Below are 23,489 nucleotides of genomic sequence, written 5' to 3'. Positions count from 1 at the left end.
ACGGCAAACATCGCTTGATTGAGAAGCGATTGAAAACGATCGGGCGAAGCAATTCGCTTCGCCCGGCACGCGTGGCCATCGCCGCGAAAACCCCATCCCACATCCACCGAACACATCACCCCATTTTGAGGACTCTGCCATGGGCAAGCCCACTGGATTCAAGGAATACGATCGCGAAAAAGTGGCTTGGCGTCTGCCTGTCATCCGGATCAACGATTACGACGAGATCTACACCGAACCCAAGACCGAGCACCTGCAACGTCAGGGCGCTCGCTGCATGGACTGTGGCGTTCCGTTTTGTCAGTCGGCCACTGGTTGCCCGATCGACAACTTGATTCCCGAGTGGAACGACCTGGTCTACAACAATCGCTGGAAAGAAGCGATCGAGCGTCTGCACAAGACCAACAACTTCCCCGAGTTCACCGGCCGCGTTTGCCCGGCGCCTTGTGAGGGCTCGTGCGTCCTGGGAATCACCAACCCGCCTGTGACGATCAAGAACATCGAAAACGCGATTGTCGATCGTGCCTGGGAAGAAGGTTGGATCGTTGCGGAACCGCCCGAAGAACGAACGGGCAAAAAGGTCGCTGTCATCGGCAGTGGTCCCGCCGGTTTGACCGCCGCGGATCAGCTGAACAAAGCCGGCCACTTAGTCACTGTCTTCGAACGAGCCGATCGCATCGGTGGTTTGTTGCAGTACGGCATTCCCAACATGAAGTTGTCGAAGAAAGCGATCCAGCGTCGCGTCGACAAAATGACCGAGGAAGGCGTGACCTTCAAAACCGGCGTGAATGTTGGCAAAGATATCTCGCCCAAGGATTTGCAGAGCGAGTTCGATGCTGTGCTGCTGGCCTGTGGTGCCACCAAGCCACGTGACCTGCCCATCTCGGGGCGCGAAGCCAAGGGCGTGCATTTCGCGATGGACTTCCTGACCTCCAACACCAAGCAACGTGTGCATGGTGACAATCTGGCGGCCGAGTTCATCAGTGCCGAAGGCAAGGATGTGATCGTCATCGGCGGTGGTGACACCGGGACCGACTGCATCGGAACCAGCCTCCGTCACGGTTGCCGCAGCATGGTCAACTTCGAGTTGCTGCCCCAGCCACCCGCCGAGCGTGCCGCCGACAACCCGTGGCCAGAATGGCCTCGTGTCTTCCGTGTCGATTACGGTCACGAAGAAGCTGAAGCGAAGTTCGGCAAGGACCCTCGCGAATATCAGATCCTCAGCAAAGAGTACCTGGTCGACGACGAAGGCAAGCTGAAAGGCATCAAGACCGTCAACGTCGAATGGACGAAGAACGACGAAGGCGGCTGGCAAATGGCCGAAGTCGAAGGCAGCGAGAAAGAGTGGCCAGCCCAACTGATCTTGTTGGCGATGGGCTTCTTGGGACCAGAGCAAACCGTCGCGGAAGCGATCGGACTCCAAACCGATGCTCGCAGCAACTTCCAAGCGGAACATGGCAACTACGCGACGAACATCGACGGCGTCTTCGCCGCAGGTGACTGCCGCCGTGGCCAAAGCTTGGTTGTCTGGGCAATCAACGAAGGGCGTGGCGCCGCCCGTGCCATCGACATCTTCTTGGAAGGTTCCAGCAACCTGCCCGCACCCGGCCAAACGATGGGCACCTCCATGTCCGCCGTCTGAGCCTAGTGGTCCGTCAAAGTTAAAAGTGAGGGTTGATCGTAGTGGACGAGGCCACGAGTCCTTGGATTTGACGCCGGTTCAGGACTCGTGGCCTCGTCCACTACCCTAAAAACAAGTCCTGCCGACCTGCTTAGCAAGTTCCAAACAAGACTCCGTCAAAGCGACCTTCATTCAATGAGGGTCGCTTTTTTCGTGCCTGTCATCAAACGCATCTGTCGCACATCGCCATCACGCTACATCGCCCCGGAAGGGGCCGTCGTGGAGATTTCTGCGTTGTCCACTTTACCACGACTTGGCGAGCAACGCCGTTCAGGCGTCCTTGACGCAGTCCCATCATCACCGCCCCGGATGGGGCCGTCGTGGAGATGCTGCGTCGTTCCTATCTTTTCACTGGGTGTGGTCGACGGGCTTGGCTACCCGTCTTCGAAGCTCATCGTATGGAAACGTGAAGACGCTCAAGTCCACTTCCAAACCGTCCAGAAGTGCACCGTCATCGCGACGATCGACGCGACAATCGAGATCGCAGTCGGAATCTCGTAGTGGTACTGCAAACGTTTGTGATTGCCCCAGTACCAGCGGAAATGAATGAACAGGCTCACGCAGATCAGCAGCACTCCAAACGTGATTGCGGGCGTGCCGTTGTATTCCTTCCAGAACATGGGGGACATTTGCCCTCGGTGGGCAAGGTTGATCGTGGTTGCTCGCTGAACGAGGCAGCATCGCAGTCCGTGGAGACAAACCACTGCTGCGACGCCCACTCCCACGACCCGCCGTGTGATCGGCCCACCGTCGGGGCCGTCTGACAAGCGGTCAGCCAAATCGAGGATCCAATCGTGTTGATACATGGTCGTGGCGTGGTCGTGAGGAAGGCTCGGTGAACGTCCTTCCTTTCCCAGGTTCCATCTCGGGGCGATCGGGGCGCAACAATCGGCGTGCGGAGCTCGATTCCATGACGAGGCTCCGTTCTCGCTTGCCGTGCGAGCGCATTTTGGGTGACGGGATTGCCAGGTTGTGGTCGGCGTCATCCAGCGACGGGGGACGCCTGCGAAGGACCCCTGTGCACCTGGAATCCCGGAAGGATGCTACGGGACCCCCTGGCGGGGTGTGCGCGGTATGATGAGCGCCGGACGACCACTCATTTGGAAACTCAAAGGTGCGAACATGTCACGGATCGCGATCATCAACCCTGCCTTTGAAGTCTCCTATTGGGGGCTGGAGTATTCGCAGCCACTGTTTGGCAAAAAGGCCAACATGCCAGTTGCCAGTCTGCCATTGTTGGCCGCTCTGACACCGCCTGAACATGAAGTCGTCTTGTTCGATGAGAATGTCGAAACGCTGGATTTTGAAGAATTGGAAACCTTCGACATCGTCGCGCTCACGGGCATGAGCGTGCAGCGATTTCGGATGGATTCGATCGTCTCTGAATTGAAGGACCGGGGGTGTTTCGTTGTCATCGGTGGACCCTGGGTGACGGTCGAAGAAGATTACTTCGGCGATCGCGCCGATGTCATTTTCATAGGCGAAGCCGAAGACACTTGGCCTCGGTTCCTGAAGGAATGGCAAGATGACGAGCATCAGCACCGGTACGAGCAAACTGAGAAGACGGAGATGGCGACCGTCCCCACGCCGCGTCACGATCTTCTGAAAAACAAACACTACCTGGTCGGCAGCCTGCAGATTTCGCGGGGCTGTCCGTTTCAGTGCGAGTTCTGCGACATCATTGTCACCTTTGGTCGTCGCCCCCGCATCAAACAGGCGTCGCAAGTGACCGCCGAGCTGGACAGCTTGCTTGGACAGGGGATGCACATCGTTTTCATCGTCGATGACAACCTCATTGGCAACAAGGCTGCGATCAAACCCGTCCTTCGCGAAGTCGCAGCGTGGCAGCAAAAACACGGCTACCCCATCGTGTTCAGCACCGAAGCGTCCTTGGATTTGTGCGAAGACGATGAACTGATGGAGCTGATGGCCGAGGCCAACATTCAGTCCGTGTTCATCGGACTGGAAAGCCCTGACGAGGAGTCACTCAAAGAAACCAAGAAGTACCAAAACGTCCGCAGTCGCGGAGGCACGATGCTGGACAAGGTCCACCGGATCCAGGACTTTGGGTTGGAGGTGTGGTGTGGATTGATCGTTGGTTTTGACAATGACACGTCCGCGATCTTTGCCACTCAGCAAAAGTTTCTGAAGGATTCCCGGATCGCGCATGCCATGGTCGGTCTCCTGCATGCCATCCCAAAAACCCCCTTGCACGCCCGGTTGTTGGAAGAGGGAAGGTTGGACTTGGCCGACGAACATCACTTTGGCACCAACGTCATCCCCAAAGGCATGACACGTGACGAATTGCTGCAGGGGTACTTGGAGACGATGCGAAACGCGTATGAGCCAGACGTCTACTTCGATCGCTTGGATCAGCTGTTCGTGCGAGACCGATTTGAGTTTCGTGCTCTGAACACGGACTACTTCCAGCAGCACCCATGGCAGCGTCGCAAGCAGTTCGCCATCTTCACGGCGGGATTTGTGGCCATGTTCATCCGGTTGATGTGGAAGATCCCCGATGCTGACCTGCGTCGAACCTACCGACGTCAGATCTGGGGGGCGGTCCGGAAGAGGTTCACGTCCCCGGATATCTATTTCTTCTATGTGCTGAAATGCGCGATGCACTACCACCACCACCGAATGACGACGGAGATGATTGACGATCCCTCCAAGTTTGTCTCCAGCTATGGCAAGGCGATGCGTTCCGACCAACCTGCCGCAGAGAAGGCGAGCTGCCATCCCGTTCCAGACCTGCAACCGGCGGGAAACGTTGGCGTCGTTGCGTCGCCCGGTTTGCCGGTGGTCGAGGTCGGTTCATCCAGCTGAGCAACTGCTCGCCTTGAGCGGTGAGGCAGGAATGTTTGGGGTGATTCCCGCGAGCCGTTTGGGAATTGGTGCCGACTCGTTTCGGTCGTCTCCCTGCTCAAGTAGGCCGGATCAAGCCGCTTCGGCGCCGCTCCGGCAGATGAGCCGACCTTTTCAGATGAGTCATTGCCGGATGTGCGTCGCAAAGCCTCCTTCGTCCGGCCTACGGTGGTCGCGCAGTCTTCTGCCGCGGGCGGGGTTCGCAAGACGTAGCGAGCCAGGTATCCACCGAGCATGGTCAACTTGTTCCGGTGGCAGTAGGTTGTGGGTTTTCACGCTTCTGACCTTCTCCTCGACCATGCTCATGCGACTTTCCTGGATCGTTCTATCTGCGTTGGTGACTTTGCCACTGCCCGGACAACTGGTTTCGGCCGATGAGCCGGTGCGACTCGACCCACGATCCCCACGTTGGTCTCCGTTGGTGGATGTCATCGCCAAGGTGGAACCTGCGGTCGTCGGTCTGTTTTTGGAAGGCGAAGAACCAGGGCACTTCAACACGGGCAGTGGAACCATCATCCACTCCTCGGGCTACGTCCTGACCAACGACCATGTCCTGTCGAGCGACGAAGGCTATGTCGTGCTCGGCAAGATGGCGGGACGCTTTGAGGTCGTGGCGAGACTGCCTGAAAAGGACATTGCCATCGTCCGAATCCTTCACGTCAAAGGACGCTTGCCCGTCGTACCTCTCGGACACAGCAATGACGTGCACAACGGCGAGGCGGTCGTCGTCGCGGGCAACCCCGGTGGTCGCGGGATCACAATCACGTCCGGCATCATCAGCTCCAAGAAAACCTACTTGGACATGCCCAACGCCTTGGTCGCGACGAAGTACAACTTGCTCGCACGAGACGATTACTTGCGATTCGACGCAGCCAGCAACCGCGGCAACTCAGGCGGTCCCTTAGTCAACATGGAAGGCAAGATCATCGGGATCGTTTCGCGTGTGAATCCCGACGAGCAGAACGCAAGCTTTGCGATTCCGATCGATCGAGTTCGCAAGTTGATCGGACGGATTGTCGAGCCGGAACTGCGTCACGATCGCTGGGTGGGCATGACGCTCAATCCACTTGCCGAAGCTGCCCTCGTCGCATCCGTCGAAAAGGAGTCCCCCGCCGAAGTCGCCGGAATCCTCGCGGGGGACGTGATCGAGTCCGTCGGTGGTGCTCGAGTCCGCAACGCGGCCCAGTGGACGTTGGCACTGGATCAGGTGCTGAGAGAATCCGAGGAAGTGGAGGTGCTCGCAAGCCGAAATGGTTCCGCGTTGCCGATTTCGATTCAAACGGTTCCTGTACCGCGCCACGAAGGCGTCCCACCGGACGGCCATGAACCAGGTCTCGACTACCGAATGTACTTGGGCAAGTTTAAACAACTGCCTGAGTTCGAAACCATGGAAGTGGCCCGAACGGGAACAGTTGACACTCTGGATTTAGAAACGATTCAAGGGGACCAGCGAGACGACTTCGCGTTGATCATGGATGCGATGATCCATGTTCCCGAGGACGGGCTGTATCGCTTTGAAATCACCTCGGATGATGGCAGCCGAGTCTTTCTGCATGACCAGCTCTTCCTGGACCACGATGGCAATCATCCGCCCATGACCGTCAGTCGCTTGGTTCGAGCCAATGCTGGTCTGCACCCCATTCGAATCGAATATTTCGAGGGAGGAGGAGACCAAACCTTGACGGCAGGATTGACCCGAGTGGATGCCTCCGAAGGTGATTCGTCCGAGGAATTGGACTCTCAGGCGGAAGCAATGCCTCTTGATTTGCAGTTCTATCGCGTGCCTGTCCCTGAGCCAACCGCGGAACCAACATCCGACGCTGCGAGCGAGTAAAATCTTTGCGAGCTGCTCTGTTTGAGCAGCCAAGCGGTTTTTCCTGCCCCTTGTTCCCGTCACACTTTCCCACCCCCGAATTGCCGATGAAAACCTTGCTCTTCGCTTCCGCGATCCTGTCTCTCTCCACCCTTGTTCTCGCACCCCAAACCGCTCGTGCAGAGGATGCCACGGCGAAAGCCGGGGAGTGGGAAACGCTTTTTGATGGCAGCAACTTGGACGCCTGGCGCGAATACAATCGCGATTCGGTGACGACCGGCTGGAAGGTCGACGGCGACGCGTTGACCTGCATTTCACGCAAGGACCAAGGCGACGCCGCCCGTGGTGAAAACATCATCACGAAAGAAAAGTTCGCGGCCTTTGAGTTGGAGCTCGACTTCAAGGTCACCCCTGCTGCGAACAGCGGCGTCATGTTTCATGTCGTCGAAACCAAAAAACCACCCTACTACACCGGCCCCGAAATTCAGATCCAAGACCACAAGGGCGGCCACGATCCACAGAAATGTGGTTGGTTGTATCAACTGTATTCCTCCGACACGGATGCCACGAAACCGGTTGGCGAGTGGAATCATTTGCGAGTGTTGATCACCCCTGAGAAATGCGAGATTGCGGTCAATGGAGTGCTCTACTGTGAGTTCGTCAAAGGCAGTGATGACTGGAACGAACGTGTCGCCAAATCCAAGTTCGGCAAGTGGGAAGGCTTTGGTGAGCCCACTGAAGGTCACATTTGTTTGCAGGATCACAACGACGAAGTTTCGTATCGGAACATCCGCATTCGCCGACTGTAGGCCAACCCACTCCTCGCCACCGGTATCATTGCGGTGCCCTGCGACGATCATCCTGAAAGGACTCACAACCACAGCAGCCGTCGGTAACCGCACGAGTTACCGACGGCTGTTTCTTGCATCTCTCTCCCCCCCTTCCTCTTCCCTCCTCCTACCGCTTCCCCCACCGTACAAACGCGTTCTCCGTGGCCAGGGAGCAATGCAGGACGCGAAAGTCGCCCCAACCTCCATGAAGGACGCGAAAATCGCAGGACCGTCTCGCGATTCACGGGCAGTTCCTTCGTCAGCCCCTTGGGATGCGTGAGTGCGTACCGCCGAAGCCATTTCAGAAACCGTATTCGGTCACTTTTGCTGACATCGTCCGCCGATGCCACGTCCACCTCAAAGCCCGCTGGTGTCGTCAGAACGACTTCCAGGAGTGGCAACATTGCCGCAGCAACACGCAGCAGGTAAGATTTTGAGCACGGGAGTGAGTTGAGTGATATTGGTCAAACACCCCAACTCACTTACCCCGTATCATGCAATTTCCCGAATACGACCCTACTGAGTAGGGTTGAATCTATTGTTATGCCAAGACCTCGATCCTCTTATATAGACAGAATTAGTATGAGCATTTTCACGCAACTGGTTCTGCCTGTCGGACGCATCACGCCGCAGCATGTGCAACTTCTTGGTACCGCATTTTTTGTATCTAAAGATGGAAGACTCGCAACGACTCGTCACGTAATCGGTGATGATGGATCAAACCTCTGTGTACTCTATCCCAAGATTACTGACTTGAATGAGTATCAAGACACCACGGACGCGAGTTGTAAACCAATTCCAGTTTCCGTCGAAGAAATTGACCCGGTTCTTGACATAGCCATTCTGAAGTCGCCGTTAGAACTAAACGCGTTCCCACCTAGTTTGGGATCATTCGACGACGTGAATGTATCAGACGATGTCGGAATCCTTGGATACCCGCACGCACCTGAAGGCAGGATGGTTCTTACGCTTCAGACGACCATTGTCGGAGCCAAAATCTTTTTGAAGAACTCCGCTTCGAAAGCAAAACATGCAATTGTGAACACTCAAGCAAGGCCTGGGCAGTCGGGCTCGCTAGTGTACGCTCCGCAAAAACAGAAGATTGTTGGGATTTTGATCGGTGCATTCGCGAATGGTGCAGGAGGCATAAGCCTCGGTGGTATTGACCCCCGCGAATTGCATCAAACAACTCACTGCCTCTCGGCGGAATACATTAAAGAAATGCTTTAGGGCTGTAATTCTCATGTGCATCATTGTACCTAATACGGATATTGCCGATTGGCTAGCAACGCTGAAGCCTTACCAAAGTAAACACGTAAAAGAGTTGCTAGAAAATTTGGATCCCGAGCACGCCGCAGAAGCATGGATTTCTGCAGATGGCTCGGCTTCAACTGTCGGATTCGGATTAAAACCGGAATCCAGGCCGTTTTTTGATCGCCTCAAGGCTGAGTTGCAAAAGTTTGTTTGTGGCCATCCAGATTACGCTGAAGACCGAAAGAAATTGGGCAGTGAAGCCCCGATCGGAAACGCGATACTCGTAACGATTGTAAGTGGCGCTGTCGCTGTTAAACTCGGTATTCTGACATCCTTGATTGTACCTGCAATTGCACTCCTTCTTTACTCTGTGGGCAAGATGGGTGTAAACGCCTATTGCGCTGACAGTGAAGGCGATGCTAAAGCGTAGGGTGTGGCATAACAAAGCCATGCACACCGAGCACGCGATCGGCTGTTTTCAACACGGAAGCCTTGCTCGCGCGTGCCGGGTGATGGCCGCCGTTCTGCCTACTACTAACACAGAGTGAGGTCCAAAATGTGGCGTCCTGGTTTCGTTGGTCTACTGGTCTTCAGCATGTTCGCAGACATTGCTGCCGAGTTACCCGCTCAGGACCCGACGCCGGAGTCGATCGAGCGGCGACAGTTCAACCAGGTGTTCGTCAAAGTTATCGTGCCCGTCACGAAACACACTCCAAAGCAGAAGGGCCCTGTTGTTGAGTCGTGGGTTGCGGAGCAGCTCAAACAGCTGAAAGTGCCCGAATACTTTGCTGTCACCGACTGGGTGCCTGTTTGTGATGGGCTGCTTGCGGACGATATCGTAGACAATGACGTCTGGGATGGTTGTCTTGACGGCAAACACCGCTATTGCCCTGTTTGCGGAGACATTTCTCAACGGGAAAACGGTCGCGTACTGGTTTGGTTAAATGGCTGGACGCCGGGCGGTGGCGACGTGAATATCACGCTGCCGGATGAACCTGGTAGTCGAGCTGTTGAACCCGTGCAGTTTGGTGCCGGCAAAGAAAGAAAGCCGGTCAGGTATGAAGGGTTCCCGTATGTGGCAGCCATCATATCGCCGCCACCTCACAACCGTGTCACGCTAAATGGCGATGCCGAATAGGCAGAACAAAGCGGTGAACCGGAGCCGCCGATCACGCGAATTTTGAAATCATAGTTTTTTGGCGGCGGCCCGGTTACCGCCTACGTTATCCGAACAAATGATGCCTAACGTTGACCCTGACGCACCATGCCACTGCGAAGAGTGCGGAAGCTCGTTCCCGCAATCAAGGCATACAATGTCGAGCCTGTGTCGCGAGTGTGCATATTGGATCTACGGCAAGACAAGATGCGACCACACAATGCGGGATGGGGTTTGTCATCAATGCGGCTGGGACGGGTCTGTATCGGAGTATGTTCTACAACTCAAGCTTCATGGCGACCCTCACCGCGACCCATCGTTTTCCGCACAAAAACCGACGCCGTCAGTCGCCGACCTCTTTGATCCTGAGCCGGAACAATGGGGCCTTCGAGGCGATCCATTTCTTTGGCGAGAAATGAAGGCGATGCTTTCGTACACACCGCTCCCTGAGACCGGAACGGATTTCGGTGATTTGATAGCCGGTGCTTTCCAGGACCTAGTTGGAATACCGATTACTGATGACCATGACATACACTACGTAGAACGCTATGCTCAAGGCGGTGTGTCCAGTGGCCATGTTTCAACCGAATTCTGGACCAAGCGTGGCCTCACCATCCTGGGGCTGAGGTTTGCCAATGCCCGTGGGCGTCTGCGACTTTCGGACGATGACTGGCCTCAATCCGGCGGATAACCAATAAGGATTTGACTTCGCGTGGATGCGACGGTTGAGTCACTTTCTCTTTCAGCTCTCTTCGTTCGTCGCGGTTCAAAACGCGTCGCCTAGCCGAAGCTCAAGTCCTCTGTTCAAGATGCCCGGTGTTGAACGCCGAGTCGCTCGCCCATTCGTCCTTGAGCTTTGCTTCTGAGCTTAACTCTCCGGTGCAGACTTTGGTTCGCGTCAAGTGCAGTGCTTCGATGCTTGGACACGTGCTCCGACCCTGGTTGTGCTGAATCGGCAGTGAATGGCACTGATTGAGGTTCACTGCCCGGTGGGTTTGACGCGTGAAATTGCCGTCGAGACAGATCGTCCTCCTTCGCCCTCCTGAAGACGTTCGAATTCGACCGGTCATTTCACTTCGCTGGTTCATGCGTTACCCACTGTCGTAGTAAGTCAGCCCGTGCTCGGGGCGGATGCCCTGCGAAGACAACGAGGTGTAGCTGACCTCGATCACTCGCATGACACCGCCACACAGGCGGCATTTCATCGGAACGGTCAACGGTTCCGCTTGCGGCGCGTAGCCGCTGCCCAACCAGAACGTCCAGCCAAGGGCGAGCCAGACCAACCACTTCACCTCCTCGACCTTCACCTTGCTGTTCCCGCTCATCCAACCGTAGTGGCGGATCTTCATGAAGTTCGTCGGCAGAACGTGCTGCAAGAAGTCACCCACGAAGTCGTCGCCGGCAACGGTCTTGTTCTGCATCACGTTCCCTTTGCGACGAATTTTGTACGTCACCGTTTCCGAATTGACATCCGTGATGCGACTGTCGTTGATCGCGACTCGGTGAACGTACGGTGCCAAGTATTTCAGCGTTGGAACTCCGTGCCCAACTGGCTGGATGTCGACGACGAAGTCTTTCGACCAAGCCTCGCGATCGACTTGGGCATAAAGACCTGCGGCACGAAGCTCATCGGCGAGCTTTGCCTTGTAGGTGCTGATCAACGTGCCGTGGTGGAACAAGAAGTTCTTTGGCGTACTCTGCCATGACAAGGCATTGCCATGCTCATCCAGTTTCACTCCGCCGCCAGGAACGACATAGTGAACGTGCGGATGATAGACGGCCGGGTCACGCCCCCAAGTATGAAGCACACCGAAGAACCCAAGTTGGCACCCTTTCAGGCTCTTGGTTGCCGATCCCACATCGCGAATGCTCTGGCTGCTGGCATCGAACAAGCATCGGTAGCCGTCACGTTGGTGAACGCGCAGCACCAAGCCGATCTCCCGGGGCACCGTGAAAGTGACCAAGAAGTGATGAACCGGCATCAGCTTGGCAGACTGCGTTTCGATCCAAGCCTGCGTCTTCTCGTGACCGCAGTTCGGGCAGTGCCGATTGCCACACGAACGTCCGACCCAGTGATCGCTTCCGCAACCGCCGCACTGGTAGTGAACACCACCCAGTGCACCGGTGCGACAACGAGTGATCGCGCCAAGAACTTTGTCTTCGGCGACCGAGATCGAATCGGCGTGTTGCTGTAGGTATGCCGGTGCGAATTGGCGAAGAGCCTCCGCAACCGTGGGCATTTGCGAGAGCGGGTTTACTCGCCGCTGCCAGGTAGACTACCGAACAGCCTTTCGATTTCTTCGCGAGCGTTGGCTTCGGCCGTATCAGTCAGATGCAGATAGACCATCGTGGTCTGCAGCGACGAATGCCCCAAGTACTTTTGAATCACCTTCAGCCCCACGCCCGCTTCGAGCAAGTGCGTCGCATAAGAATGACGCAGCGTATGAATGCTGACCTTCTTGCCAAAGCGGAGATTTTTCGTGATCTGCATCATTGCTCCTTGAACGGCCGTTTCGCTCATCGGATTTTTGGCTTGGCTGATGCCGTCTTTGGCGAGGTCATGCTTTCGTCCATCTGCCGGAAACAGAAAGCTTGGATGTCGATGACTGGCCCAGTAGTTTCGCAGAAGTCGAACGGTCGTCGTCGGCAGCGGCACATACCGGTCCTTGGCTCCCTTGCCACGATGAACATGAACCCAGCCTCGCTGGGCGTCGATGTCACTGACCTGCAGATGCAACGCTTCATTGAGTCGGAGTCCCAGCGAATAGACAGTCCAGAAATAGACGAACATTCGCTGCGTGGTCGCTGAGCCGATCAATTCATGAACCTGCTCGATCGTCAGCACCTCCGGCAAGGTGGTGATATTCTGGAGCTTGAGCATCTTGATGATTTTCCAGTCACGCTTGCAGGTGTGCGTGAAGAAGAACTTGATGCCCGAGAATGCCACGCGGAGTGATCCATAAGCAAAGTTGCGATCGTTTTTCAGGTGCAAGAAGAACTGCCGCACATGCTGCTCGTTCACCTGGTCGGGACTGCAACCGGCGAAATCAGAGAGCTGCCTGACCGCTCGGATGTAGCCATCGTGAGTTCGCTTGGCCTTGCCGGTCAGGTGCAAGTCTTCGGAGAGTCTCAGGCGAAGACTTTCCGGGAAGTGGGCTCCAGGTGCATTTTGCGGACATTTTGAGCTAGAATTGGACATGTTGTGTTCCTTTTCAGGAGGAGTTGCTGAGCTGTTCCCAGCGAACAGCTCCTCCTGAAAGGTTGCTTCCAACAATCCGTCACGCGCCCGTTCCACCACCAAACCGAAACCGCCGCGCTAGCGGCTTACTTGAACCATCGCATGCAACGGAGCGGCGGTGGAGAGGTTTCACAAATGGTGGCCAAACTCCCGCCGCCCGCTGATGCGTACCGTTATCCGACTGAAATCCACGACAACACCTTCGCATGCGTTTCTCGCTACGTCGACTTCTCCTCTTCACCGCCCTTATTGCTTGCGCGATTTGGTTTGTTCGCTCGGCATACCTTGGCTTGACCCAAATTGACACCGCTGAGTCCGTTGACTCTGTTGACTGGCTGCCTGACTCCGCAACAAACGTCTCTTACTACCGTTCCTACATGAACACAGCTTACGAGTTCGACATTGACGAGGCCGGTTTTCGTGACTGGTCTCGCTGGGACGTTGCCGAAATCACAGCCCCCGTTGGACTATCCCGATACTTAGCGTTCTCAACACCACCTCCGCCAGAACCGCTGAACGCAACCGAAGAGGAACAGACCGCGTTTTTGAATGCGTACTACAAACGTAGCGTCAAGATTAGCAAGGGCTTATACTACGAACACACCCAAAGCAACGGCGGTGGTGTTTGGGTTGGATACGACCGTCAAACAGGACGTGCGTACTACCAATCCGCACCTCGGTGACATCTGCAACGCCAGACGGCGGAAAACCATGCCGTACACCGGAGCGGCGTCAGCGCGTTTTCTGATGGTTGGTTTTACTCTCGCCGCCCGGTGACGGCTGACGTTATCCGACTGACCCATGAAATCCAAGCACTGGTTCTTCGCTGCACTTGCGGCAATGATTTTTGCAGGCGTCGTCGTGGCAGTCCGCATTACAACCCCCTACGTCCTCACTGGTTCCTACGAGAACGGAACTCGTGCTTGGGAGCAATGGGAACGCCGTACCCTCACGGGCAAGTTAGAACATTTTCGCACGCGTCGGTATTATCCCACGGGCGAACTTATGTTCTCCAATGAAAACCCGGGCGACGGCAAGAACGAGTTGTATTACCGTCCCGACGGGACGCTTTACAAAGATCGCGAGGATTGGCTGAAGGACCACAAAGACATAATCCTGCACACCGTTGACGATGACGGTGTCGTACGTCCCGACTTTCCATTGCTCGACTGGATTCACTCGCATTTTCCTTAACCCGAATCCGCTAGCGGCCAAACCGGCGGATAACCATCCCGTGCACGTGCGGACTGGCAAGGTCTGATTGATTAGCGGGTGGGAATCCCGCCTGGGTAAGCGTTAGCCGCGCGCCCAGTATCGAGTGTTGCAGGCTTCGTATAAGCACCATGAGCCGAAGTCGAAGTTTGAAGCGTACACAGAAAGGTAGTGAGGATGAAGCGCTCGTAGGTGGCCCTGCGACGTTGAATGGATTTTAGCCCCGAAATTTGGTAACTGTTGGCCCGTCAACAATGAGCTCAGGGCCCAAGGTTTGTGCATCCCTGAAGGCAACATCGCTTGCAGCATCACTTGGCGAGCAGCAAGCGGAGACCCGGGGTCGGCGGCCCATTCGCATTACACATCAAGCCAATCAGGCAACCAGTGAGACCCTGAAGTTCTTGACCGAACCCAAGCCTTCCAACTTGGCCGATCGAGTATGTCGTAGAAGTGGAATAAGCGACGAAGACAAATGACATTCAGGGAGTCGGATGACCGAATAGTACCGCAGAAGCTTGAAGTCCAATCAGGTGGAATGAAGCCGGGTAATGCTGGCGAAGGGAAGGCGGTCAGGCCAACACGCGTCCAAGACGCCGAGTCGCCCACACTCAGTGGCGGGAGTACGGTTCTGGATCGTCTTGAACGCATCACCGAAAGAGCGAAGACGCATCCCGAAGAGGTTTTCAATAACCTCTTTTCGCTGCTCAATTACGAGTTGCTGTGGTATGCGTTTCGCCGACTGAAGCGAGGGAAAGTGCCGGGGGTCGATGGCGTGGCGGTGGAAGATTACGAGGAGGATCTGGAGGGCAACCTTCGTGGCCTACTCGACTTCGTTGACCAAACTGGTTCGGTGGCAGACCGATTCCGGGCACTACCGCTCTTTGGCGATTCGTTTGGCTTCGCTGGTGGAATGCTAACGATTTGGGCGATACACTTACTTTCTGTGGTGCGTAAATGCAGCCGCTGACTGCCAAGTTGATTTTGCACTCGGCCAGTCGTAAGCGAATAACCATGCCGTGAACAGTAGAACGGCTTGCAAAGTTTTACAAATGGAAAGTCAACTGTCCGTTCCCGGTTACGGCAACCGTTCTGCAACGAAGTCGCCGCATGAATGACTTTCAACTCGGAAACCGTTTCTTCGTCGCAAAGGACTACGAGGCTGCAATTTCGCATTTTATTCGCCACGCGAAATCTTTGCCCTGCGATGCAGCGGATGCGTATGCGTCCGTCGCGGAATGCTACCGTCGCTGCAATGTGCTGATAGCGCCGATGGAAACGATGCAGGGATTTACTTTGGTTTCCAAGGGCGACCTGAAGTCCGCCGAATGCTATTACCGCCTCGCGTTACAGGCCGATCCGACCAACATCAAATCTCTCCGCGGATTGGCTGACATCCTCCCCGATAAATCTGATAATCGGCTTGCTCTGCTTGAGCGTGCAGTCGACCTTCAGCCCGGCACGCTTGCGCTAATCGATCTTGGTGACTTTTATCGTACGCACCGCAAGGACTACAATCGTGCTTATGAATTGTATTGCCAGGCTCAAAAGCACGCACCACGCGATGAGACAGCATACCGACGCTTAAATGACATCTGCCGTAGGCTTGAACGGCCTGACGAAGCAAAAGAATGGAGCGAACGTTGGAAACACGCCAGAAACACAAGGCGAAACGTTGGTCCTCACTCGAGGTAAGTGGTGCAGAACAATCGCGTGAACCGGAGTACGCGAGTCGCGGTTTTTGAAGTTAGAAATCTATCGCGCGTGCCCGGTTACGCGTGACGTTCTGCCAATAAAAGCCATGACGCAATTACCACTCATCCCAGACTCAGATGGCGGCATTGTGCTTGAAGGCTTGGACGCGAACGGAGAGTCATACGAGCAGTTTGTATTTCCCACCTCTCAAGAACGAGTGACAATTCGCAACTGCTCATTTGTCAATTGCTGCACAACCATTGGAACTTGCCAAATTGATTTTGGCACACGAATTGAAAACGTCGTCTTCGAGAACTTCGCGTGCGGAGATGCCATTCACATTGATCGCAGTGTACACCTGAGCAATTTGATCATTCGCGGAAAGAAGCCGAGTAAGGTATTCGTGAAACCGACTGGTAACGAGGGGCAGGCAGTCGCCAATCACGGCCCTGATGCAATTGCACTCGACATCTCGGGCTATCAAGGTGATGTTGAGGTACTGGGCCTGCCAGCAACCACTGTGCTTCACAATCCAGAGAGACATATTTGTGTTCATGGCAACTGGAACGAACGGTCAGGTGAATGGAGAGCTGCTGGCGTAGGCCCCTTGAGTTATTTGGGCATTTGCCTGAAGAAGGTCACGCTCGGCGGTCACGAATGTGGCTTCTTTGGATTGCCCAAGCGTCGGAGCAAACTGTACGAAGAAGTGACGACAGAGATCCAAATACTCACCGACGAACTAGGCCTATCCTTCGGCTGACCGACCTAAGGCAGAACAAAGCGATGAACGTGCGGACTGGCAAGGTCTGATTGACTAGCGGGTGGGAATCCCGCCTGGGTAAGCGTTAGCCGCGCGCCCAGTATCGAGTGTTGCAGGCTTCGTATAGGCACCATGAGCTGAAGTCGAAGTTTGAAGCGTACACAGAAAGGTAGTGAGGATGAAGCGATCGTAGGTGGCCCTGCGACGCTGAATGGATGTTAGCCCCGAAATTTTGTACCTGTTGGCCCGTCAACAATGAGCTCAGGGCCCAAGGTTTGTGCATCCCTGAAGGCAACATCGCTTGCAGCGTCACTTGGCGAGCTGCAAGCGGAGACCCGGGGTCGGCGGCCCATTCGCATTACACATCAAGCCAATCAGGCAACCAGTGAGACCCTGAAGTTCTTGACCGAACCCAAGCCTTCCAACTTGGCCGATCGAGTATGTCCTAGAAGTGGAATAAGCGACGAAGACAAATGACATTCAGGGAGTCGGGTGACCGAATAGTACCGCAGAAACTTGAAGCCCAATCAGGTGGAATGAAGCCGGGTAATGCTGGCGAAGGGAAGGCGGTCAGGCCAACACGCGTCCAAGACGCCGAGTCGCCCACACTCAGTGGCGGGAGTACGGTTCTGGATCGTCTTGAACGCATCACCGAAAGAGCGAAGACGCATCCCGAAGAGGTTTTCAATAACCTCTTTTCGCTGCTCAATTACGAGTTGCTGTGGTATGCGTTTCGCCGACTGAAGCGAGGGAAAGTGCCGGGGGTCGATGGCGTGGCGGTGGAAGATTACGAGGAGGATCTGGTGGGCAACCTTCGTGGCCTGCTCGATCGACTTCATCGTGGCAGCTATCGTCCGAACCCAATCTTGCGAAAGAACATCCCGAAAGGGAATGGGAAAACGCGACCTCTGGGGATCGCTTGCGTGGAAGACAAGCTCGTTCAGCGAGCGATGGTGATGGTCCTCGAGCGGATCTACGAAGTCGACTTTTACGACTTCTCGTATGGATTCCGTCCGCAGCGATCATGCCACCAAGCGTTGTCGGCACTCGGTCAAAGCATCGCGACCGAGAAAGTGAACTGGATCAGTGACGCGGACATCGAAGGCTTCTTCGACAACGTGTGTCACGAGAGCCTCTTGGAACTGTTGCAAGTTCGCATCAGCGACCCCAAGCTGCTCGCTCTGATCACGCGGTTTCTCAAAGCAGGTGTGATGATCGAAGGCAAACTGGAAGCAACCGACGAGGGCGTTCCACAAGGTTCGAGCCTCTCTCCGCTGCTTGCGAATGTGTACCTGCATCACGTGTTGGACGTTTGGTTCGAACGTGAAGTGAAGCCACGACTGCAAGGACAAGCGACTCTGATTCGGTATGCGGATGACTTCATCTGCTGTTTTGAATTGGAATCGGATGCGCGGAGATACCAAGCGGTCCTGCCGAAACGACTTGCACGGTATTCGTTGTCAGTCGCCCAGGAGAAGACGAAGTTGCTCCGATTCGGTCGTTTTGCCCAGCGTGATTCCAAACGCTGGGGCGAAGGGCCTCCGGGAACTTTTGACTTCCTGGGATTCACTCATTACTGCGGGCGCAGCCGCGCTGGAAAGTTCAAGTTGAAACGGAAGACGTCGGGGAAGAAGTATCGGCAGAAGGTCGTGGAACTGCGTCGCTGGTTCAAGAGTCAGTTGGACGTTCCGATCGGCGAGATGTGGCAGACCCTTAACGCGAAGCTTCGCGGTCACTACCAGTACTACGGTATCAATGACAATTGGTCGATGCTGATGGCGTACCTCAACAAGGCCCGCGTGCTGGTCAAGCGTCACCTCAGTCGTCGGAGCCAAAGCAGCTACGTGAACTGGACGCACCTGGCCCGTCTGTGCGAGCGACATCCCTTGTCGAATCCGCGGCAGCTCACGGACCTGATCGCGATGTCGCGTGCGTCGATGAGTGCTGTGTGAGAGGTGTTGGTTGGGAGCCGGATGCTAGAAAGTGGCACGTCCGGATCTGAGAGGGGCCGAGGGTCAATGCGGCATGGTTAGAATATTGTGACACCACCACAGGAAACCGGTGGCAAACAGGGAACACAAACCCTAACCTAAACCAAAGAGACCTCGGTCTACTCGCCCGGAGCGTGGCTTGCGGCCGTTTTTCAAATGGAACACTTTACACTCCCCGCCCGGTGATCGCGGACGTTACCCGACTGAAATCTTTCATAGTGAACTGTGCCAATCCGTGACTTTGCCAGCGCTAATTTCGCTATCCATATGCTGTCTGTGGGCACTCTCTTACCTGCTACTTTGTTTTTACACGAAGCATCGAATTTTGTTTGTTGCGATTACTGTGATTGGTCTCGTAGTAACTTGGTTCGTCTGCATGGGGACATTAATTCTGTATTTCGATTTAACCATTGCGTGGGCTACGACGGAAGCGGAGGTTGACGGTGTAGTTGGCGGTGACGGTGCAAAGCTAGTATTTACAGGCCTATTCTTCGGACCTGCGGCTAGCGTGCTGCTTGCGTTCGTGGGAACTGTGGTACACTTCCTACAACGTTTCGGCGTTTTGTTCCGCGTCCAATCAGAAGCTGAGATGCCCTCGCCGATACCGACACACTCGAAACAATTAGACAATCCTTATTGCCCGCCGAGTACTCCGATCCGTGGCGGGTAACCATCGCATGCACCGGAGTCGCGGGTCGGGCGTTTTTTCAATGGATCATCTCTCGCCGCGACCGCGGTGATGCGTAGCGTTCGCCGACGAAGAGCATCATCCACGGAAAGCATCGCAATGACTATCGTTGATCCCACCGTCATTTATCGCGGATTCGACTTCCCGACAGTTGAGCGTCTGGCTGAATACCTCCGCGAGAACGGCGTTGATGCTCGCGTCTCTGTACCGGACCCCCAGTGCGCGCAGGTGATCCCAATGTTCGAGACGCATCACGAAGTACTTGCCACTAACTTTGACACTGAAAACGTTCGCGAACTGATTGAGAAGTGGCAGACGGGTGCCAGAGGCGCAGCGGTGCCACAGTCGTGCGGAACTGAACTGTACTGTTACCACTGCGGTGAATCACTTGCATCTCAACTGCCGGTCTGTCCTGCATGTAACGCTTCCCTCGACTGATGCAATGTTTGCCGGTTGCTGGAACGACGCGTACAATTTTGATGGACGTCAATCGTAGCAATCCGCTGATAAATGCGGCGAACCATGACATGCACGGGAGAACGGCTTGCGTGGTTTTTGAAGTGGAATATCTTTCGTCCGTTCCCCGTGATGTCTACCGTTCCCCGACTGAAGTTCGCAATTTGCTTGCATCAACCGCACTCTTCATTTGCGTTCTCACGACGCCTGCTTTTGCGTACTTGATCCGTCGCCATCTGCTTCGACCGGGTTCTGAGCCCTTGGTCTTCATGCTCGCCTGCATCTTCGCTTACTTCACACTTCTCTTTTCGATTCCGATACGACGTGCCGAAATCGAACAAGCGGCCGCAACTTATGGTGTCGCCGATACATCCCCGCAAGCTGAAACCGCTCGACGTCGCATAAGCAATGACACTGGATTGACCCTCGCACCAATTACCGGATTGGCGATCATTCCATTCTGGTGCGTGATCGTTTACGCTTTTATGGGTACGGTTCACTGGTTAGGTGCCTTGGTTGTCCGCAAACCAAGAAACGGGGAACCATCGGATGCACCCGAGTCGGCGAGTCGGGCGTTTTGACAATGGGAGATCACTCGCGCCGACCGGGTGATCCGCAACGTTATCCGACTGAAACCCTCTCTCCCCCAACAGACTGGAAGAATCATGCCCAAAGCATACGACCGTCGCTACTTTGCGTTTTTTGCATTTTTGTTCTTTCTTGCGTTTCTTGGCTTCCTCGGCACAGCTCATTACCGTCACCTTGCTTGGCTTGCATCACCAGCCTGTTTTGCATCGCTCTTTTTTCTCATTTTCGTTCCGCGTTCGGCGGATCGTATTCCTGATCGCTTTCGTCTCCATGATCAACGCGACATCTACCGTGCGTTAACGGGACGAATTTAAAACTGCGGATCTCCAGGAACAACACCCACTCTCCACCCATGAGCGGGGCGGATCGCGGCAAACTAGGGGGAGTGGCGAGGGCGGGCAAGCGTTCCTTCCCGGCCCCCCCGAAGCGCAGCGTTGTAAGTCTGATAACCATCGCATGCAACGGAGCCGGGCTTGCGCGTTTTCACAAATGGAGCATCAACCTTCCCGGCCCGCTGATGCGTAACGTTACGCCAAGAATGGAAGTTGCAGAAATGTTCAAACCGAACCGATTCTCTTTGTTGTTGCTCTTGTTGCTGCCCACCTTGGCTATCGAAGCCCAAGAAACCAGGGCTGTAGAAACGGCAGAACAAGAGGTCACAATTGTTGTGGACGAGCTTGAAAATGCAATCCAGGGTAAGTCCCATCGCCCACTTGAAGAGATCGTTACCGAGGACGCAACTTTTCAAGGCATGCGTCCTCTGAGGAAAATGCTACGTGATGCCAAACCTATCAAGTTTGCTCCAGATAGCCGACGGTATTGGTTGAAACTGTCAGAGATCGAACCGAACTCGAAACTTAGCCAGTACATTCCCGAAGGGGTGGATGCAGACGAGTCCGTGCTCGTCTTCCGAAACACGGACCAGCGAGACGACCGTCGATTCCGCGTGTTTTACTGGCTCACTAAGACTGAAGGGAAATGGATGGTTGTTTACAATGCAGATGGTTGGGACTCGGCGGATCCTCTCGCCTCTGCTGCCCAGGAGTTGTCCGCCGACATGGTGAAACGAAATGGCGTAACCAAGCCATGAACCGAAGTGGCGGAATCCGTGTTTTTTGAAGTGGCAAATCGATCGCCGCCACTCGGTTATGGCGGGCGTTATTCGATTGACGTGACTCGCATCCAAAACACTTCCAACGGTGTCCTCAATGGAAAGCAAATCATCACTCACGTTGCTCGCGATCGTCATCGCGTTCACGCTGGCCCTGGTTGGTCTCTGCGCAAACTGGGACCGTATTGGCCTCATCGCTCCATTCGGCGACGCGGACCTTGCGCCGTTCATCTTTATCCCACTGCTGTTGGCGTCTCTCTACGCGGCGGCTCGCTGGTTCGGATTTAGGCCGTCTATGCCAACCGTCGCGATTCGGTTTGCCTCATTACTTGCGCTCTCCACCTGCATGCTTGTTGTCACACTACTCCCCGCGGAACCGCCGACCAAACTAATTGTCTCTTCGATGCTGGTTGCAATCACCATCGTTTTGCAAATCACGATCTCACGCGATTGGTTTCCAAGTGCACCTAGAAAACGGGAAAGCGGCGAATAACAATGCGATGCACGACGAGTCGCCGAGCCATGGTTTTCGAAGTGGTTGATCGATCGCGGCGACCGCGTGATCGCCGCCGTTATCCGACTGAACGATGCGTGAATCGCTCGCACGAATGATTTCCGACTTTCGCGACTCGCAGGATCTCGCGCTCGACTACTTACACCGCCACCTTGGCATTCCGGTTCCTAAGTCAAACGTGAACTGGGCTGCAACCGCTCGGCGTGTGATCGAATCCAAACACGAAATCGTGGCGCGGGATCGTGTCATTCTGCGTAAGCACGGCTTCGGGATCGAGGTCACGCATCCGGATTTTCGCATTGACTTCGACTATGGACCACACGGTGAATGCGATTGCTTCGATTCATGGCGATTATCGCTGCACGCACATCAGCGGCGTTCACTTTCTGGGCATGTCAAAATGCAGTCGCAGGTTTCACAATGGATTTCCGACGCGCATGATGATGGCGACCTGATTAGAGTGCACGACGACTATTCGCACTACGTTGACCCGAGCCTGCGGTCGCGGTGGTCATTCCCTATTCCAGGCGGCGGATAACCAAGCGATGATGACGGAGCGGCGGTGGTTACCGTTTTCGCAGTGGTTGATTCACTCGCCGCCGCCCGCATATCGCAATCGTTACCCGACTGAATGATGGTTGAACCGTCACTGACTCCATTCCGTCGCTTTGTTGCTGAACACAGCATCTGGTTCGCGGGTCGCCTACCCGAAACGCCTTCATCGATCTCTGCCGCTGAAGAATCGCTCGGTGTGCGACTCCCCGTCGATGTTGTTTGGCTACTCACAACCCACGGATATTGGCACGCGACTGGTATTTGCTCACTTACCGATACTGTGTCGGACACATTGACCGCTCGCGAGACGCTCGATCTTCCGCAAAATATCGTCGTTCTCTATGACCATCACGATGGCGGCGTGGTGCTTCTCGACACAACGGCTTGCCCTGAAACCAAACAACATTCCGTTTACATCACAGGCTGGGAGTTCGTGCCTGACGACATTGCAGGGGACATCGTGTTCGCTTCGTTTCTTGACTACGTTCAGTATGTTCTCGACAATGAACGTGACTTGATCGACGCCGCTGACGTTCCGTGTCCCGATCACCCCCGACAAGAAGGCGGGTAACCATCGGTTGCAACGGAGGCCGCGAGTTGGCGTTTTTTTTAAGTGGTGAGTCGCTCGCGCGGCCCCGCTGAACCGTGCCGTTATCCGACTGAATTAAACCCATGACTCGGTACTCAGCTGCTCTAACGCTGCTTGCGGTTACCATGTTGCTCGTGACGATTGGATGCGTCTACGCACAACTGCTTTCCGGCTACAGCGGAATAGGCGTTGACGGCGTCACTGTGCGCAATGATCCATCCCTGCGTTCAATGCTCAGCCTGGTTGCCATTGTCACGTGGGTGACGTCGGTTCTGTCTTCGCTATTGGCGATTCGGATATCGACCGGCTTCGGTCGTGCTCTGCCGGCTGGACCGCTGCTCATCTCGCTCGGGCTGCTCACGTTCGCTATACTTGGCGCGATCTTTTGATACCCTCGAATGCCAATCGCCGTCCCAAAATTGCAAGTATCCAACGGATGCACCGGAGCTTTCGACAACGCGTTTTGGCAATGGTTGATGCACACGCGACGGCCGGA

The 23,489-nt window shown here is 55.2% G+C and carries 23 protein-coding genes; 20 read left to right on the top strand and 3 right to left on the bottom strand.

Annotated elements, in window-relative coordinates:
- Window positions 1–139: 139 nt before the first annotated feature.
- Window positions 140–1,642: a glutamate synthase subunit beta gene (locus UH5x_RS08215; protein ID WP_482635373.1), complete on the top strand. Its 1,503-nt coding sequence runs from the start codon at window positions 140–142 to the stop codon at window positions 1,640–1,642.
- A 455-nt stretch (window positions 1,643–2,097) separates the two neighbouring features.
- On the opposite strand, the gene UH5x_RS08210 is transcribed toward UH5x_RS08215, so the two are convergent.
- Window positions 2,098–2,487 (bottom strand): hypothetical protein, encoded by a 390-nt coding sequence (locus tag UH5x_RS08210; RefSeq protein ID WP_482635372.1) that lies wholly within the window; start codon window positions 2,485–2,487, stop codon window positions 2,098–2,100.
- Between the two features lie 316 nt (window positions 2,488–2,803).
- On the opposite strand from UH5x_RS08210, the gene UH5x_RS08205 reads away from it, so the two are divergent.
- From UH5x_RS08205 to UH5x_RS08180, 6 genes are all read left to right on the top strand, one after another.
- A complete protein-coding gene (locus tag UH5x_RS08205; RefSeq protein ID WP_482635371.1) occupies window positions 2,804–4,507 on the top strand; it encodes a B12-binding domain-containing radical SAM protein in 1,704 nt (567 codons plus the stop codon).
- Window positions 4,508–4,850: 343 nt separating this feature from the next.
- Window positions 4,851–6,380, top strand: coding sequence for a PA14 domain-containing protein (locus UH5x_RS08200; RefSeq protein WP_482635370.1), 1,530 nt, complete (start codon window positions 4,851–4,853; stop codon window positions 6,378–6,380).
- A gap of 86 nt (window positions 6,381–6,466) precedes the next feature.
- Window positions 6,467–7,168: a 3-keto-disaccharide hydrolase gene (locus UH5x_RS08195; protein WP_482635369.1), complete on the top strand. Its 702-nt coding sequence runs from the start codon at window positions 6,467–6,469 to the stop codon at window positions 7,166–7,168.
- Window positions 7,169–7,771: 603 nt separating this feature from the next.
- Entirely contained in the window at window positions 7,772–8,419 is a 648-nt protein-coding gene (locus UH5x_RS08190) for a S1 family peptidase (protein WP_482635368.1), read from the top strand.
- 13 nt (window positions 8,420–8,432) lie between these two features.
- Window positions 8,433–8,873: a hypothetical protein gene (locus UH5x_RS08185; protein WP_482635367.1), complete on the top strand. Its 441-nt coding sequence runs from the start codon at window positions 8,433–8,435 to the stop codon at window positions 8,871–8,873.
- 126 nt (window positions 8,874–8,999) lie between these two features.
- A complete protein-coding gene (locus tag UH5x_RS08180; protein ID WP_482635366.1) occupies window positions 9,000–9,581 on the top strand; it encodes a hypothetical protein in 582 nt (193 codons plus the stop codon).
- 1,109 nt (window positions 9,582–10,690) lie between these two features.
- On the opposite strand, the gene UH5x_RS08175 is transcribed toward UH5x_RS08180, so the two are convergent.
- Both UH5x_RS08175 and UH5x_RS08170 read right to left on the bottom strand, forming a co-directional pair.
- Window positions 10,691–11,839 carry an IS91 family transposase gene (locus tag UH5x_RS08175; RefSeq protein WP_482635365.1) on the bottom strand — a complete coding sequence of 383 codons (1,149 nt, stop codon included), beginning with the start codon at window positions 11,837–11,839 and terminating at the stop codon, window positions 10,691–10,693.
- Window positions 11,840–11,853: 14 nt separating this feature from the next.
- Window positions 11,854–12,894, bottom strand: coding sequence for a tyrosine-type recombinase/integrase (locus tag UH5x_RS08170; protein ID WP_482635364.1), 1,041 nt, complete (start codon window positions 12,892–12,894; stop codon window positions 11,854–11,856).
- Between the two features lie 233 nt (window positions 12,895–13,127).
- Between UH5x_RS08170 and UH5x_RS08165 the strand changes: the two genes are divergently transcribed.
- From UH5x_RS08165 to UH5x_RS08105, 13 genes are all read left to right on the top strand, one after another.
- On the top strand, window positions 13,128–13,520 hold the full coding sequence (locus UH5x_RS08165; RefSeq protein ID WP_482635363.1) for a hypothetical protein: 393 nt from the start codon (window positions 13,128–13,130) through the stop codon (window positions 13,518–13,520).
- Between the two features lie 118 nt (window positions 13,521–13,638).
- Window positions 13,639–14,031, top strand: coding sequence for a hypothetical protein (locus UH5x_RS08160; RefSeq protein ID WP_482635362.1), 393 nt, complete (start codon window positions 13,639–13,641; stop codon window positions 14,029–14,031).
- A 490-nt stretch (window positions 14,032–14,521) separates the two neighbouring features.
- Window positions 14,522–15,016 (top strand): hypothetical protein, encoded by a 495-nt coding sequence (locus UH5x_RS08155; RefSeq protein WP_482635361.1) that lies wholly within the window; start codon window positions 14,522–14,524, stop codon window positions 15,014–15,016.
- A gap of 140 nt (window positions 15,017–15,156) precedes the next feature.
- Entirely contained in the window at window positions 15,157–15,741 is a 585-nt protein-coding gene (locus UH5x_RS08150) for a tetratricopeptide repeat protein (protein ID WP_482635360.1), read from the top strand.
- A gap of 106 nt (window positions 15,742–15,847) precedes the next feature.
- Window positions 15,848–16,501 (top strand): hypothetical protein, encoded by a 654-nt coding sequence (locus UH5x_RS08145; RefSeq protein ID WP_150122628.1) that lies wholly within the window; start codon window positions 15,848–15,850, stop codon window positions 16,499–16,501.
- 536 nt (window positions 16,502–17,037) lie between these two features.
- Window positions 17,038–18,453: a group II intron reverse transcriptase/maturase gene (ltrA, locus tag UH5x_RS08140; RefSeq protein ID WP_482635359.1), complete on the top strand. Its 1,416-nt coding sequence runs from the start codon at window positions 17,038–17,040 to the stop codon at window positions 18,451–18,453.
- 826 nt (window positions 18,454–19,279) lie between these two features.
- Window positions 19,280–19,618 carry a hypothetical protein gene (locus tag UH5x_RS08135; RefSeq protein ID WP_482635358.1) on the top strand — a complete coding sequence of 113 codons (339 nt, stop codon included), beginning with the start codon at window positions 19,280–19,282 and terminating at the stop codon, window positions 19,616–19,618.
- Window positions 19,619–20,301: 683 nt separating this feature from the next.
- Window positions 20,302–20,538 carry a hypothetical protein gene (locus UH5x_RS08130; RefSeq protein WP_482635357.1) on the top strand — a complete coding sequence of 79 codons (237 nt, stop codon included), beginning with the start codon at window positions 20,302–20,304 and terminating at the stop codon, window positions 20,536–20,538.
- Between the two features lie 224 nt (window positions 20,539–20,762).
- A complete protein-coding gene (locus UH5x_RS08125; protein WP_482635356.1) occupies window positions 20,763–21,314 on the top strand; it encodes a hypothetical protein in 552 nt (183 codons plus the stop codon).
- 118 nt (window positions 21,315–21,432) lie between these two features.
- On the top strand, window positions 21,433–21,828 hold the full coding sequence (locus UH5x_RS08120) for a hypothetical protein (RefSeq protein ID WP_482635355.1): 396 nt from the start codon (window positions 21,433–21,435) through the stop codon (window positions 21,826–21,828).
- A 94-nt stretch (window positions 21,829–21,922) separates the two neighbouring features.
- The gene (locus tag UH5x_RS08115) at window positions 21,923–22,387 is read left to right on the top strand and encodes a DUF6896 domain-containing protein (protein WP_482635354.1); all 465 of its coding nucleotides are present in this window, start codon (window positions 21,923–21,925) and stop codon (window positions 22,385–22,387) included.
- Between the two features lie 93 nt (window positions 22,388–22,480).
- Window positions 22,481–22,975 (top strand): SMI1/KNR4 family protein, encoded by a 495-nt coding sequence (locus tag UH5x_RS08110; protein ID WP_482635353.1) that lies wholly within the window; start codon window positions 22,481–22,483, stop codon window positions 22,973–22,975.
- A 101-nt stretch (window positions 22,976–23,076) separates the two neighbouring features.
- Window positions 23,077–23,382 (top strand): hypothetical protein, encoded by a 306-nt coding sequence (locus UH5x_RS08105; protein WP_218933915.1) that lies wholly within the window; start codon window positions 23,077–23,079, stop codon window positions 23,380–23,382.
- Window positions 23,383–23,489 lie beyond the last annotated feature (107 nt).

The sequence above is a fragment of the Rhodopirellula sp. UH5 genome (assembly GCF_056839225.1).
The sequence above is the reverse complement of the archived record's forward strand: the minus strand, read 5'-3'. Positions and strand labels throughout refer to the sequence as shown.